The sequence below is a fragment of the Falsihalocynthiibacter sp. SS001 genome (assembly GCF_042445055.1).
GTDB lineage: Bacteria > Pseudomonadota > Alphaproteobacteria > Rhodobacterales > Rhodobacteraceae > Falsihalocynthiibacter.
The window spans coordinates 471,725-486,282 of sequence record NZ_CP170339.1; the positions used below are offsets into that span (position 1 = coordinate 471,725).

16 protein-coding genes are annotated in these 14,558 nt (G+C 54.4%); 7 read left to right on the forward strand and 9 right to left on the reverse strand.

Annotation, left to right across the window (positions count from 1 at the left end; translation table 11 throughout):
* Positions 1-21: 21 nt before the first annotated feature.
* From ACFE33_RS02260 to ACFE33_RS02275, 4 genes are all read left to right on the forward strand, one after another.
* On the forward strand, positions 22-795 hold the full coding sequence (locus ACFE33_RS02260) for a DUF6478 family protein (RefSeq protein ID WP_380056337.1): 774 nt from the start codon (positions 22-24) through the stop codon (positions 793-795).
* Positions 796-803: 8 nt separating this feature from the next.
* Positions 804-1,175 (forward strand): hypothetical protein, encoded by a 372-nt coding sequence (locus tag ACFE33_RS02265; RefSeq protein ID WP_380056339.1) that lies wholly within the window; start codon positions 804-806, stop codon positions 1,173-1,175.
* Between the two features lie 73 nt (positions 1,176-1,248).
* On the forward strand, positions 1,249-3,276 hold the full coding sequence (locus ACFE33_RS02270) for an FAD-dependent oxidoreductase (protein ID WP_380056342.1): 2,028 nt from the start codon (positions 1,249-1,251) through the stop codon (positions 3,274-3,276).
* 170 nt (positions 3,277-3,446) lie between these two features.
* Positions 3,447-4,352, forward strand: coding sequence for a LysR family transcriptional regulator (locus ACFE33_RS02275; protein WP_380056345.1), 906 nt, complete (start codon positions 3,447-3,449; stop codon positions 4,350-4,352).
* A 4-nt stretch (positions 4,353-4,356) separates the two neighbouring features.
* On the opposite strand, the gene ACFE33_RS02280 is transcribed toward ACFE33_RS02275, so the two are convergent.
* From ACFE33_RS02280 to ACFE33_RS02295, 4 genes are read right to left on the reverse strand one after another with little or no spacing between them, the layout of a single operon-like run.
* Entirely contained in the window at positions 4,357-5,304 is a 948-nt protein-coding gene (locus tag ACFE33_RS02280; protein ID WP_380056347.1) for an OmpA family protein, read from the reverse strand.
* The gene (locus tag ACFE33_RS02285; RefSeq protein ID WP_380056350.1) at positions 5,301-5,876 is read right to left on the reverse strand and encodes a peroxidase-related enzyme; all 576 of its coding nucleotides are present in this window, start codon (positions 5,874-5,876) and stop codon (positions 5,301-5,303) included. Before ACFE33_RS02285 ends, ACFE33_RS02280 begins: the two co-directional genes overlap by 4 nt.
* Entirely contained in the window at positions 5,873-6,586 is a 714-nt protein-coding gene (locus ACFE33_RS02290) for a GNAT family N-acetyltransferase (protein WP_380056353.1), read from the reverse strand. The genes ACFE33_RS02285 and ACFE33_RS02290 overlap by 4 nt, the downstream gene beginning before the upstream one ends.
* Positions 6,583-7,305, reverse strand: coding sequence for a competence/damage-inducible protein A (locus ACFE33_RS02295; protein WP_380056356.1), 723 nt, complete (start codon positions 7,303-7,305; stop codon positions 6,583-6,585). The genes ACFE33_RS02290 and ACFE33_RS02295 overlap by 4 nt, the downstream gene beginning before the upstream one ends.
* A gap of 45 nt (positions 7,306-7,350) precedes the next feature.
* On the opposite strand from ACFE33_RS02295, the gene sfsA reads away from it, so the two are divergent.
* The 3 genes from sfsA to ACFE33_RS02310 all read left to right on the forward strand — a co-directional run bounded on the left by sfsA (position 7,351) and on the right by ACFE33_RS02310 (position 10,175).
* Entirely contained in the window at positions 7,351-8,058 is a 708-nt protein-coding gene (gene sfsA / locus ACFE33_RS02300) for a DNA/RNA nuclease SfsA (RefSeq protein WP_380056359.1), read from the forward strand.
* Positions 8,059-8,125: 67 nt separating this feature from the next.
* Positions 8,126-8,938, forward strand: coding sequence for a type I methionyl aminopeptidase (map, locus tag ACFE33_RS02305; protein WP_380056362.1), 813 nt, complete (start codon positions 8,126-8,128; stop codon positions 8,936-8,938).
* 184 nt (positions 8,939-9,122) lie between these two features.
* Complete coding sequence (locus tag ACFE33_RS02310; RefSeq protein ID WP_380056365.1) at positions 9,123-10,175, forward strand: TRAP transporter substrate-binding protein; 1,053 nt, start codon at positions 9,123-9,125, stop codon at positions 10,173-10,175.
* A gap of 34 nt (positions 10,176-10,209) precedes the next feature.
* Here ACFE33_RS02310 and rsmD read toward each other — a convergent pair whose 3' ends face one another.
* From rsmD to ACFE33_RS02335, 5 genes are all read right to left on the reverse strand, one after another.
* Positions 10,210-10,770 (reverse strand): 16S rRNA (guanine(966)-N(2))-methyltransferase RsmD, encoded by a 561-nt coding sequence (gene rsmD / locus ACFE33_RS02315; protein WP_380056367.1) that lies wholly within the window; start codon positions 10,768-10,770, stop codon positions 10,210-10,212.
* On the reverse strand, positions 10,767-11,975 hold the full coding sequence (locus tag ACFE33_RS02320; RefSeq protein ID WP_380056370.1) for an NAD(P)/FAD-dependent oxidoreductase: 1,209 nt from the start codon (positions 11,973-11,975) through the stop codon (positions 10,767-10,769). Before ACFE33_RS02320 ends, rsmD begins: the two co-directional genes overlap by 4 nt.
* 66 nt (positions 11,976-12,041) lie before the next feature.
* Complete coding sequence (locus tag ACFE33_RS02325) at positions 12,042-13,223, reverse strand: GNAT family N-acetyltransferase (RefSeq protein WP_380056372.1); 1,182 nt, start codon at positions 13,221-13,223, stop codon at positions 12,042-12,044.
* 56 nt (positions 13,224-13,279) lie between these two features.
* On the reverse strand, positions 13,280-14,044 hold the full coding sequence (locus tag ACFE33_RS02330; protein ID WP_380058637.1) for a glycerophosphodiester phosphodiesterase family protein: 765 nt from the start codon (positions 14,042-14,044) through the stop codon (positions 13,280-13,282).
* Position 14,045: 1 nt separating this feature from the next.
* Positions 14,046-14,510, reverse strand: coding sequence for a RidA family protein (locus tag ACFE33_RS02335; protein WP_380056375.1), 465 nt, complete (start codon positions 14,508-14,510; stop codon positions 14,046-14,048).
* Between the last annotated feature and the right edge of the window lie 48 nt (positions 14,511-14,558).

The following is a 14,558-nucleotide window of genomic DNA, read 5'->3' on the forward strand; positions in this document are numbered from 1 at the left end:
TGATCGGGTATTACACAGAATATGGCCAAGCAGATCCTCACCTTTCTTGACCGCGTCTACCATCACCGCATATTGCGCCGCTGGTCGCGTTGGGCAGAGGACGCCGAGAACGTCGACTTGAAATCGCTTCGCATGTTGCGCCGTCGTGGGCGGCAAATAAGTGCGCGTGTGAACGAGCTTCTCTATGTGTCCGAGGGACGGCTCGCGTTGCCACACATTGGCTCTAACGCTATTCAAACGCCGCCGACTTCGGATTGGGCATGGCGGCCCGAACTTTGGCGGGGGCCGCTTACGCCTCGTGGTCAGGCATCCGTTGCGTCCAAGACCGAGTTTGGCCAAGAAGTTACTGTCTTCCACGATTGCAACATTAGCGAAATCAACATGCGCCAGTTGCGCAACCAGCGTGCAGAAGATTTGGCGCCCTTTGGGTTTCGTGTCGAAGTTTTTCGTTTTGACGGAAGTTTTCTTTCATTGGTTATTGAACTTCCCAAAGAGGCAACTCAAGGATTGAAACGCAATCATCTGGTGCGATTGAACACGACAGTTGAGCTTGAAAGACCCGCAGAAATCTCGGCGCGACTAAACGTGAAGAACGGCCCAAACACCGATCAGTTCAACCGTGATCTTGAGCTGGAAGATGGGCACGCAGAGGTCGATTTTGATCTCTCATACTCCGAGATGAACGAAAACAGGGTAGAGCGCGTTTGGGTTGATCTGGTCATCAAAGACCCAGAGATGAACCAGATTATCCTCCGCGACATCACATTTAGCCGCCGCCCGCGTGCGGAATTATAGGTGCAAAGATGAACGAACTTTCGCTTGTTAAGGTCCGCATTCGGAATGGCGTTTGGGAGGGCGTGCTGACATCCTCTGGCGCCGACATTCCGCAAATTTCCGTCACGCATCTTGAGAAACCATTGGTAAATGTTCAACTGATCGACCGTCCAGAAGAGCCGAACTCTTGGTTGCTAAAGGTTGCGATTCCGATGGAGCTTATTTCCGAAGGGGTCCACACTTTCCTTATTCAGAACGCCGAGAGCGGTGAGACGTTGAACAGTTTCTCGCTTGTCACCGGTGATCCGCTTTCTCAGGATATTCGCGTCGAGATGAATCTGCTTCGAGAGGAGTTGGATATGCTCAAGCGCGCCTTTCGCCGTCACTGCTCGGAAACCTAACGCGTATTTGACGCCGCGTTCTGCGTGACTTCTGATTGCTGGGGGGGCAGTTTGCGGCTACTGGAGGATTGATATGACCAACTATCCCACGCTTTTGGCGCCGCTTGATCTAGGTTTTACCACCTTAAAAAATCGCGTTCTCATGGGGTCTATGCACACAGGCCTTGAGGAAACCAAAGACTGGAACCGCGTAGCGCGTTTCTATGGAGACCGCGCGGCGGGTGGGGTCGGATTGATCGTAACGGGCGGCATGGCGCCAAATGCCGAAGGCGGCGTTTTCCCGGGTGCGGCGGGTCTTTTCTCAGAAGAAGATATCGCAAATCATCGCGTCGTAACTGATCGTGTCCACCAAGAGGGTGGCAAGATCGCGATGCAGATTCTGCATGCGGGGCGGTATGCGTATTCGCCAAACTGTGTCGCGCCGAGCGCGATCAAATCCCCTATCTCTCCGTTTCCTCCGAAGGAGCTGGATGCCGAAGGGATTGAGAAACAGATATCCGACATCGTAACTGCTGCCGAACGTGCCAAAGAGGCGGGTTATGACGGTGTGGAAATCATGGGGTCGGAAGGGTACTTCCTGAATGAATTCCTTGTGACGCATACCAACAAGCGTGAGGACGAGTGGGGCGGATCATACGAGAACCGGATGCGCCTTCCTGTTGAGGTTGTGGCGCGGGTTCGCAAGGCTGTTGGCGACGAGTTCATCGTTATTTACCGACTGTCGATGATTGACCTCATTCCCAATGGTTCAACCTTCGATGAGGTTATCCAACTCGCGCAGGCCGTCGAAGCGGCAGGCGCAACGATTATCAACACCGGAATTGGATGGCACGAGGCCCGTATCCCGACCATCGCGACATCTGTGCCGCGCGCAGGTTTCGCATGGGTCACCAAAAAGTTGATGGGCAAAGTCGGCATCCCTGTGATCACCAGCAACCGTATCAATACGCCCGAAGTCGCCGAGGATCTCCTGAGCAATGGCGTTGCGGATATGGTTTCGATGGCGCGGCCGTTCCTTGCGGATGCGGATTTTGTTAACAAGGCCGCTGCAGGGAAATCCCAAGAAATCGCGCCTTGCATCGCGTGCAACCAAGCCTGCCTAGATCATACATTCTCAGGCAAGCTCACAAGCTGTCTGGTTAATCCCCGCGCGTGTCACGAGAGCGAAATCGAACTTACGACAACGACTTCGCCCAAGACCGTTGCTGTTGTCGGTGCAGGCCCTGCGGGATTGTCGACGGCAATTACGGCGGCAATGCGTGGGCACAAAGTATCGCTTTTCGACAAAGGCGACGAGATCGGCGGACAGTTGAATATTGCCAAGCAGGTGCCTGGCAAGGAAGAGTTCTTTGGGCTCGTGGATTGGTACAAGGTGATGGTCGAGCAAACAGGCGTCACGACGCATCTCGGCCAAGAAGCAACTGCGGATGATCTGCTCTCATTCGATGAAGTTGTGATTGCCACTGGTGTAACCCCACGAGACCCAGAGATCATTGGTCAGGACGCACCGAACGTCTTGTCATACATTGATGTTTTGAAACACAAAGCTCACGTTGGGAAAAAGGTGGCCATTGTGGGCGCTGGTGGCATTGGTTTCGACGTTGCCGAGTACCTCGTTCATGACGGTGAAAGTGCGGCCGAGAACCTTGAGATGTGGAAGCGCGAATGGGGAGTCGGTGACCCGTCCGAGGATCGCGGCGGCGTTGCACCAGAAGGTGCAGAGCCACAACCACCCGCGCGCGAGGTCGTGCTCTTGCAGCGCAAAGCCGAGAAGCTTGGTAAGCGACTGGGTAAAACAACTGGCTGGATTCACCGTGCGGCGCTTCAGATGAAGAATGTCAAAATGATCGGTGGCGTGAACTATGAGGCCGTCGCGCCAAATGGCCTTCAGATCAGCTTTGGCGAAGCGCGGGAACGTCCCGAAGTGATCGAGTGCGACACTATTGTACTTTGTGCTGGGCAGATATCTGAACGGAGCCTTGCAGATGAGCTGGCGAGTGTGGGTAAACAGGCACACGTTATCGGTGGCGCTGATGTGGCTGCTGAATTGGACGCCAAACGTGCCATAAATCAAGGAACCCGTCTTGCGGCGAAATTCTAGGTAATTACCATTTCTTTTTAGGTGCTTAGGGTGGCCTGGGCGGTTTTCGGGCCGCCATTTGCTCTGCCTCAATTGTTTCCAATAACCGCGCAATTGCCAGCGGAACAGCACAATTCCGCCCGATTTCGTCTTTAGAATTAGAGAGGGAACTGGGGATGTAAGGAGTTGTTATGGATCGACTCACCGAAATGGAAGCCTTTGCCACGGTAGTGGATCAAGGTGGATTTACCGATGCTGCCAAGAAGATGGGGATTTCCAAATCTGCCGTGTCCAAGCACGTTTCGTCGCTTGAGGCGCGCCTTGGCGCTCGTCTATTGAATCGCACGACCCGTCGCGTAAGCCCGACGGAAATTGGCCTTGCGTACTATGATCGCGCGCGTCGCGTATTGAACGATGCGGGTGAGGCCGATGCCCTTGTGACCTCCATGCAATCTGCGCCCTCTGGTTTGCTGCGCATCTCTGTTGCGACCGATTTCGGCGTAAACCACTTGTCGCCCGTGCTTGGTGATTTCCTGACGGAGTTCCCCGATATCACCGTGAACATGGTTCTGAACAATCGCTTTGTTGAGTTGATCAGCGAAGGTTTCGATATGGCCGTACGGATTGGGGAGCTTGAAGATAGCACCCTCCGCGCGCGCAAACTTACCGAAACAACCAAGCGCATGGTCGCGTCTCCGGCGTATTTTGAGCGCTATGGACGACCGCAGAAAATTGACGATCTGAGCGATCACAAGCTTCTTCACTATTCCAGTCAATCGAGTGGAGCAGTTTGGAAATTGACCGCGCCATCAGGCGAAAAACGGCAGGTTCGTACTTCGGGTTGGCTGTCGGTGAATGATGGCCAGTCGCTCTTGAATGCAGCGGTATCTGGGCTCGGGATCGCCTATTTGCCGAGCTACCTTTATGCCGATGCGATGAAACGCGGCGAAATTGTTGAGGCTATGCCCGACCTACCGATTGAAAAACAAGGGATTTATGCGGTCTACCCGCCCGGACGGTTTACTCAACCCAAGGTGCGCGCATTCATTGACTTCCTCGCCAATGCGTTCATGGAAAAGGGGCCGGATGTTTGGTGATCGGTCACTGAGTCGAGGTTAAGATAGCCTCGACCCGACGATTGTGCGTCCGACCCTCTTCGGTCAAGTTGCTGGCACGCGGGGCCAGAAATCCCATACCCTCCGCTGAAATTTGGTTGGAGTTGACGCCGTGCTTGTCCCGCAAAAGGGCAACGACAGATGAGGCACGTTTTTTGGAAAGCGCGACATTCCCCGCCAGCGCACCTTCGGAATCGGTATGCCCAACCAACGCAATCGTTCTATTCGGATTGCGCTTTAGGTAATCGGAGAGGGCCGCAAGAGAGGCGAAATCATCGCCATCCAAAGCCGATGACCCCGTCGCGAATGCCAAATCATCCAACACGATCGAACCGTTCTTTTCGAGCTGCTCAGGAAGGTTTCCAAGATTAAGTTCTTGTGGAGCACTTGCCCCTTTGGTCGAAGTCGAGAGTGCCTCTGGCTGGGTGTCTTGGGCGCCGACCTGAATGATCTGCACGAAGCCCGAAGTAGAAGAGCGGCTTACCACAAGGCTTACGTACTCGGCGTTTTCAGCGGCGGGTTTCTTGGCCGCAAGAAAACGGTAATCCCCTAGATCAACATGCATCGCGGGTTCTGGCAGGATCTCGGTATCAAAGCGAAAATCAAACCCGCCACACTCTGTTGCGGCGCATTCAAACAAGAGTTCGTACCCTGCATCCACCAATTGCGTGCGTAGACCGTCAAGGATCTGTAGCGTTGTACGCTTGGAGGCATCAATGCGCCACGCCTGTCGCAATATTGCTCCTTCGGCGGGGACGCTCTCGAATGCGCCATCGCTCCAGCCGCTCACAGGCATCGGATAGCTTGCGAATTCCTGAAATCTCTCGGCCTCAAGCGTTGCGCCAAAGGGTAGCCGCAAATCCATCGCCATCGCCGCGATGGGCGATAATGCGAGTGCTCCCGCGAGGAATGATATGCGTCGGATTACGGTCATCTATTCTGGCTATGGTATTCCGCGTTAGGTTCCATTTGCGTGGCCGAAGCCACCCGATTGGTCATATTGAAGAACGCCGCCGTATTCGCGATGTCCCAAATATCTCGGTCGCTGTACCCTATGTCGCGCAGGGTTTGGCGGTCAATTTCCTCGATACTCGCGCTGGATTTCGTCATTTTTAAGGAGAAGTCGAGCATCGCGCGCTGTTTTGGTTCAAGCGGAGCAACGCGGTAATTCATCACCAGCATCTCACCCAAAACAGGATCGCCAGAAAGCGCACGGACCGCTTGCCCATGCGCGACCAGACAATAAAAACACCTGTTCTCGGCAGAAACCACAACGGCGATCATCTCGCGGTCAAGTTTTGAGAGGCCGCTCGGCGCCAGCATGATTTCGTTATAAAGGCCCGTGAAGGCGTTCAGCTTTTCGATATCAAAGGCGTGTGCGTAAAGAACGTTGGGCACAAGGCCGAGTTTCTCGGCGCAAAGGTCAAAATACTTCTGTGTGTCCTCAGGGAGCGGATCGACCGCCGGAAGATCAAGCGCCGTCGTGAGTTTATCGTTGTTTTTCAAACTGCTTCGTTCCTTATTCTGTAATGATAGTGTCCCACAGGTTTCATTCCTAAGGAAGAATAGAGTGCATTCGCGCCGCCGTTCGCTTGGGTTACGATGATCGAGAGTTCGTCTGCGCCCTGATCTTGTGCCCAGTTCGCCGCGCCGCACATAATATTGACGGCAACTCCTTGCCGACGGAACGCCGGCTTTACCTCGAGGGAGTGAAGCATCGCTATTTTTTCATGTATACCGACATAAGCAACGCCCGCCGCACGGTTTTGGGAGCGCCCGAGAAGTCCGGTTTTGGGGCCGACCGCGCGCTCCATCACTGCAAGACGTTCAGCGCCGATACCGCCGTCTGTCCATATGTCGGTCATGACGGCGAGTGGCGGATATAGCGAGAAACACGCCAGTTGCGGCAAGTCCCGAACGAGGTCCGAAACGGGTGCTGTGTAGATCGTAACAGGGTCGATCAAGGCATAACCGCGATCCACTAATGTAGCGTCAAACTCTGCTTCGCCGTCGCGGATCATGAATAACTTTGGTTGCCCCAGTGCGAGCATGGCGTCCTCGGCCGTTGCTAATTCACTAAGGTCTAGGTCCCCGTCCAAGGTCGCCGCCGACACCCGTTTGCCCCCGCCAGCGCCATTGCGAATGGTGAAATTGCCGCATGACTTAGTGGAGGCAGGCGGCCATGTTCTCTCGCAAACTTCGTAGTAGTTCGTCATTCTGGAAACTTTTCCGAGAGTGCAGTGAACGCTTGTTCAAGGCGCGCGCTATCTTGGCTTCGGATGACGATATTTGCACCGTAAATGCCGTTGTCCTGAAACGGATATGAGCCAAACGAGACATCGCCATACGCGGCGACAAGTTCGCTGAGCGGCCCTGCTATGTCGCCTTCTCCGCGCTCGACACGAAGGGATTTGCTCAGCATCGGAGCGCCGCCCGTCAGAAGGGGCACGACGCTTTGAACCATCGCTTGAAAGACGCTTGGAACACCGGCCATCACATAGCAGTTTTCAACAATAAATCCGGGCGCGATTGAAACCGGATTGTCGATGAGAATGGCTTTTTCGGGGATACGCGCCATGCGCAAGCGTGCTGCGTTCAGCTCTTTGCCCGATTTTTCATAGTAATCCGCCAGAAGTTTGCGAGCGTCTGCGCGGACATCGATGGATTGACCAAAGGCATCCGCCACGCAATCGGCGGTGATGTCATCATGGGTCGGGCCAATCCCGCCTGAGGTAAAGAGGTAATCGACCGTTGATGCCAATGCGCGGAGCGCGGCAACAATCGCTGCGGCGTCATCACTCACGACGCGCACTTCTTTGAGGTCTATTCCGTGCTCGGTCAAAACGCCCGCAAGGTGAAAGGTGTTCGCATCACGCGTGCGGCCCGACAGAATTTCATCGCCAATCACGAGCATCGCGGCGGTGGGGTTTGGCATCTCACTCTCCTTGATCGTTTTTGGGCTTAGGTATAGGCCTGCTGTATGCTCTTTGATACCCCACTTATCCCCGCTAGACTCATTAGGCGATACAAACGTTTTTTGGCAGATGTCAGGCTTGAGACTGGCGAAGAAGTCGTTGCGCATTGTCCCAATCCAGGCTCCATGATGGGGCTTGCCAGCGAAGGGATGCGTGTTTGGCTTGAGCCAAATGATGATCCCAAGAAAAAGCTGAAATACGGCTGGCGACTCGTTGAGCATGCCGACGGCGCTTTTGCTGGAATTGATACTGGCCGCGCCAATCGGATAGTCGCCGAGGGCCTCGCCACAGGGAAAATCGCATCGCTGGGTCAATATACGAATGTCCGTTCAGAGGTGAAGTATGGCACCCGATCGCGCGTGGATTTCCTTTTGTCGGAGGGGAATGAGGATTGCTACCTAGAGGTGAAATCTGCGACTCTGGTACGCGAAGCGCCGCTTGTTGAGTTTCCAGACAGCGTTACGGCGCGCGGCGCGAAACATCTGGATGAACTTGCAGAAATGGTGCGCCAAGGCCATCGCGCGGTATTGTTTTTTCTCGTTCAACAAACAGGTGCCACGAAAATCGACGTCGCCCGAGACATTGATCCGACCTATGCGCAGGCGTTCGACCGTGCGCAGGAATGTGGTGTCGAGGTTCTGTCCTATGGCTGCGAGATTTCACCAACGGGGATTGAACTGAGCAATCCTGTGCCGTTCACACCAAGAAAATAGGCATCGGCCCTAGCCCTTTGGCGTTTGCTCGCTTATTTAAGGGCTAGATTAAAGTTGGAGATAGGTTTTGGACGAGACACGCGGTCGGCTGACAAAAGACGGTATTCGGATTTATGAAACAGCAGATTTTGCTGGGATGCATAAGGCTGGCAAACTTGCGGCAGAGATTCTGGACGCGATCGCCGAGCATGTTGTTCCCGGTGTAACGACGGGTGAGCTTGATCAACGGATTACCGATCATGTGAATGATGCGGGCGCCAAATCTGCCACGATTGGCTACAAGGGCTATCAGCACGCGAGCTGTATTTCTGTGAACCACGTCGTGTGCCACGGTATCCCCGGCCCCAAGGTTGTGAAGGATGGCGATATCCTGAACATTGACGTCACCGTCATTGTGGACGGATGGTTTGGCGATACGAGCCGTATGTATGTGGCGGGCAAACGATCCAAGAAAGCAGAGCGCCTAATCAACGTCACGCATGATGCGTTGATGATGGGAATCGAGGCCGTAAAGCCGGGGAATACCTTTGGCGATATCGGCCACGCCATTCAGCGTTTTGCAGAGAGCCATCGTATGTCCATTGTGCGCGATTTTTGCGGGCATGGGTTGGGACGTGTTTTCCACGCACCACCGAATGTTTTGCACTATGGCAAACCGGGAACGGGCGCTGTTCTCGAAGAGGGTATGATCTTTACGATTGAACCCATGGTGAATTTGGGTCGCCCCGAAACCAAGGTCCTAGCCGATGACTGGACAGCGGTGACACGCGATAAATCTCTCTCTGCACAGTTCGAGCACTCAATCGGCGTAACCGCAACCGGAGCCGAGATTTTCACGCTGTCACCCAAGGGGATCTTTCACCCGACGTGGTCGCAATAGCCCCCGAAATACCCAATAAACACGACTAGAATGGCCCTTTGCGGGGCCATTTTTATTTGGCCTATATTTTGACCAAATGGTCCAGTTGCGAATGATTTGCAATTGATAAAATAGATGGTTAACAAGCACCATCACCCTCATAAGAGCGTGACCAGATGAACCTAGATGAAAAGGAGGCTGCGAGATGAAGCTAACTCTAAAGTCCGCCGCCCTCACTGCCCTTGTTGCAACTGCCGCCCAAAGCGCATTCGCCCAAGAGGTTACCCTTCGGTTCCAGCATTTCGTATCCCCGAAATCTGCGAACCCGACATATTTTATGCAGCCATGGGCCGATAAAATCGAAAGCGACTCGGACGGGCGCATCAAGGTCGAGCTGTATCCACTGATGCAACTCGGCGGGAAAGCGACGACCCAATATGATCTTATTCGCGACGGCGTAATTGATGGGGGCTGGGTCATCCCGAGCTATCAACCCGGCCGTTTCCCCGAAGCCGAGGCTCTTGAACTTCCGTTCATGGTCACGAAAAAAGGCGAAGAAGCCAGCACCGCTGCGTGGATTTATACGCAAAAGCACCTGATGGATGATTTCGCGGACGTGAAAGTTATCGCGGCGCATATGCACGGCCCTGGTCTTGTTCACAAGAAGGGCGCAGCGATCAGTGAGGTTGCGGATTTTGATGGTCTTAAACTGCGCGGCCCGTCGCGTCCTGCGACGCTCTTGCTCAAGAAATTGGGAGCGAACCCGATTGGCATGGCTGTCCCTGCATTCCCCGAAGCTCTTTCCAAGGGCGTGCTGGATGGTGGCGTAATCACGTGGGAAATGTCTCCGTCGCTTAAACTCGATGAATTGACAGACAGCCACACGGACGTTGCAGGCGACAAGTCGCTTTATAACCTCTATTTCCTCTGGGCGATGAACAAGGACGTTTATGAAGGTCTGCCGGATGATTTGAAGGCCGTGATTGATGCGAACTCTGGTTACGCAACATCAGCACTCGCTGGTCGTGCGCATGACACTGGCGATATTGTCGGTAAGCAATCCATGGCAGACGCGGGCAATGAAATTGCGGAAATCAGCGCAGAGCAAACAGACTTGATCAAGGCGCTCGGAAGCGAAGTTGTCGAAGAGTGGATCGAAGAAGTGACCGAGAAAGGTTTGGACGGCGCAGCGCTTGTATCTGATGCACGTGCGGCAGTTCAGCTCACCGAGGGCACAGCGGCCCCAATCGAAGAATAAGTCATTACGCCGCCCTGTCGTGGGGCGGCGTTTACTATGACGTCGGAGCGATGAAGGTTATATGCGTATTGCCGTAGCGCCTCGCGTCTAGCCGCTCAAACCCAGCGGGAGGCAAGACGGGCGCATCTTCTTCCCAGACAATCAACGCATCCGAAGCAATCCAGCCGCCGATTTGCGCCGCCAGAAGCGCTTCGCCGCCGAGGTTCTGTCCATAGGGCGGATCGAGGAATATCAAATCGCACGCCTGCGGTGCCTTGCCCAATTCCGTGACGGGTGTTTTCAAAACAGTACAGTCGTTTTCCCTCCGCGTGAGCTTGATATTCTCGCGTAGGAGCTTTTGCGCGGCGCGTCCGTTGTCGACAAATGTGACATGAGAAGCACCACGGCTGAGCGCTTCAAGCCCGAGCGCGCCCGTCCCCGCAAAGAGATCAAGCACACGCGCGCCTTCGATCGGGCGCCCGTATGCTCCGCCGTTCAATACATTGAAGAGGCTCTCGCGAATGCGGTCGGTGGTGGGCCGAAGGTGGGCATCTGTATCGCCTTTGCCAACTTCGGCGAGCTTAAGCCCCCTCTGAGCCCCCGCGATAATCCTCATTTGAGGAGGGATTTGAGGTTGGTTTCAGGGTTCTCGATCGCCGCAATATCAGGAGATTTCCCAGCCTCGATGAGACGCTTGGCAATCATGTACGCGCGCGAGTCATTCATCGCATCGACCGCCAATAGTTTATCGTCCTTGAAATACCAATGGCTCATGGCGTGTTCATGCTCGCCTTTGCGGGTAACGATACGGTTGTAGCCAGTATTTAGGCCCGCGATTTGCAGTTTGACGTCATATTGATCGCTCCAGAACCATACCTTGGGGATATATTCGTTCGAGGCGCCCATCATGTTTCCGGCAACAATTTCCGCCATGTCGATGGCGTTAGGAACGCTCTCGAGACGAATGCGCCCATCGTTCAGCGGCAACGATGCGCAATCGCCTGCTGCCCAGACATTCGGCGCACTGGTGCGGCCCGTATTGTCGGTTTTGATGCCGTTGTCGATCTCGATTCCTGCTGCTTCGGCGAGTGAAGTGGAAGGCATGATACCGACGCCAACAATCACGAAATCAAAGTCCTGCTGGGTGCCATCCGTGAACTCCGCGCCAGTGACATGCTTTTCACCCAATAGCCGCTTAAGGCCCTTGCCCTCGTGGATATTCACGCCGTGCGATTTGTGAAGCGCCCGAAAATAATCAGAGGTTTCCTTTGCCGCGACACGCGAAAGAATGCGGTCAGCCATTTCAACCAAAGTGACTTCAACGTCGAACTTTGACGCAACCGCCGCCGCTTCAAGCCCGATATACCCGCCGCCGACAATGAGAAGGCGTGCGCCGTTACGGAAATGCGGTGCCATTGCGTCGGCATCTGCGAGGCTTCGGACGGTAAATACGTTCTCAAGATCGCCGCCGATCTGTGCTGGAAGACGCCGTGGGCTTGATCCTGTTGTCAGGGCAAGTTGATCATAAGAGAGCGTTTCGCCACCCACCGACACGGTCTGGTTGGCCGTATCGATTGCATCCACATCCGCTCCCAAACGAAGCGAAATGTTGTGCTCATGGTAGAACGATTCCGGCCGCAGATGCAGCCGCTCTTTGGTCATTTCGTTTAGCAAGTAGGCCTTGGAAAGGGGAGGGCGCTGATAGGGAATTTCAGGCTCGCCACCAATTAGAGTCACTTCGCCATCAAATCCATCATTGCGAAGTTTCGCGACAAGCGACGCGCCAGCTTGGCCAGCGCCAATAACAATAATATGTGCCATCCGAGAGCCCTTCCATGTTGCAAGCACGTTCGGGAATACAAGCTACTGCGACTACTTGTAAACGAATTATGGGGTGCGAGGGGTGTCTTTCTTGAAGGGACCGTAGGAGGTTAGCACCTCGATCTCTTCGCCGATTGCTTTGGCTTCTGCTTGCAGAAACTGATCGACTGCGCGGCGGAAACCCGCATCCGCGATCCAGTGCAACGAATATGTTGGCGTTGGCAAATAACCCCGTGCCAGTTTGTGCTCGCCTTGGGCACCTGCCTCGACCCGCATCATTCCGTGGGCAATAGCATAGTCGATTGCCTGATAATAACAGAGTTCGAAATGGAGCGCGGGGTGGTCTTCGATACACCCCCAATACCGCCCGAAAAGCGTTCGCGAACCTATCATGTTCATTGCGCCGGCAATCGGGTTGCCGTTCTTCAACGCAAGGACCAAGAGGATATCGTCGCGCAGGGTCTCTTGTGCGATGTCAAAGAAGCTGCGGGTAAGGTAGGGCGTCCCCCATTTGCGCGCACCGGTATCCTGATAGAATTCCCAAAAGGAATCCCAGTGGTGCGGCTGTATTTCATCGCCAGAAAACTGCACAATATCACCGCCGAAACCCTGCGCAGTGGCGCGCTCTCGCCTTATGTTCTTGCGCTTGCGTGACGACAGGCTCGTGAGGAAATCGTTAAAGTCGGAATAGTCATTGTTCAACCAATGAAATTGCTGACTCGTGCGGGGCATGAGCCCGATTTCCTCGCCAAATGCGGCCTCGTTCTCGGTACAAAACGTGATGTGCAGCGAGGAAAGATTATTCTCGCTGGCAAGTTGAACCGCGCCTTGGATGAGTGCGGAGCGTCCCTGAACTTCGTGCCCAGGCCGCGTAAGAAAGCGTCGACCCGTAGCTGGTGTAAACGGAACCGCGAGTTGGAGTTTCGGATAGTATGCGCCGCCAGCATTCTCGTAGGCATGAGCCCAGTTGAAATCAAAGATATACTCGCCCTGACTGTGCGATTTGGCAAAGAGCGGCGCCGCGGCGATCATCATGCCGTCTTGATGCGCCGTTAAATACCGTCCGTGCCAGCCGCTGTTGCCTCCAACGGAGCCGCTTTCCTCAAGTGCATTCAAAAAACGATAGGTCGTGAACGGATCGTTTGGCCGAGCGCCATTCGCGGCCTCGGGACATGCGCAAGCATCCCAATCCTGCGCAGAGATATCGGAAAGCGTTGGATGGACCTGAATTTCAATCGGCGCGTTCATATGCTCGTAAACCTGCGGATAATGGTGACTTTAGCATGGCGTGTGAGCATCGAGGGTCAAGTGGGCAAGTAACCTTCGAAGGTCACATTATCGGCAACCTTACGCGCTTTTTCCTCGGCTTGCGGTGATTTGATCGTCCAGCAAAGAATAGGAACGCCCTGTGATTTAAGCTCTTGGACGCGCGGGAGATCTAGGCTGTTGTGGTCGTGGCTGATAAAGCTGCTTTGAGATTGTTCAAAATGAGAAATATCAGTGAGGCGCTGACGCTCGAGCGGCGGCGTGTGCGGCGCTTCGATCTTGTCCATCACACAAGTGGTCAACCCGCGCGGATGGTTCGGTAGCAACGTCGCGAGAGCTTCGACGGAATGTGGATTAAACGACATAAAGGCGATTGGGCCACGGTAGGATTTCGCGCATTCGGCGACCGAACGTTCCAGAGCGCCAATGTTTTTGCCCATCGCGCCATCTTGATCCTTAAGCTCAACCAAGAGTGGCACATGGCCATCTACCAGAGCAAGGATATCGCCAAAACGAGGGATCGTTTCATCCATCCCATAAAGTAGTTGAGTTGCGCAAAGCTCCTCAGCAGTGCGCATTTGGATTGCTCCGTGTGCACCCGTAAGGCGGGCCATGTCATAATCGTGAAAAACCATGGCATGACCGTCTTTGGAAAGCTGGAGATCCAACTCAATCCCATACCCCCGTTCAATCGCGGCCTCAAAAGCGGCGCGGCTGTTTTCGGGCCGATCGTTCTTGATATCGTGCAAACCACGATGCGCGATTGGACGATCCAGAAATGATTTTGGGAGCACGGGAGTCATCTTAGCGAATTTCAAAAATGCCTTCGATCTCGACAGCAACTCCGAATGGAAGCGCGTTTGCCGAAACCGCGGAGCGTGCGTGGCGTCCTGCGTCGCCCAAAACCTCAACCAAGAAATCGGACGCGCCATTAATCACAGCGGGTTGTTGTCCAAAATCGCTGGTCGAGTTTACAAAACCCACCAGTTTCACGACGCGTACCAAACGATCAAGGTCGCCACCACAGGCGGCCTTTACTTGCGCCAATAGAGAAATAGCGCATGATTTCGCACAGGCGGCACCTTCCTCGACGCTGATGTTCTCTCCGAGCTTGCCGATAACCAACTCGCCGTCTTTCATCGCGATCTGGCCAGATACATAGAGCGTATCGCCTGTCCGAACGCTCGGAACATAGTTGGCCGCGGGTGCGGGTGCATCAGGAAGTGTGATGCCGAGTTCTGCGAGTTTGCTTTCGAAAATACCGCTCATGAGACAGTCCTTTAGATTAAGTTCGGGCGGACGGTAGCGGGGATACTG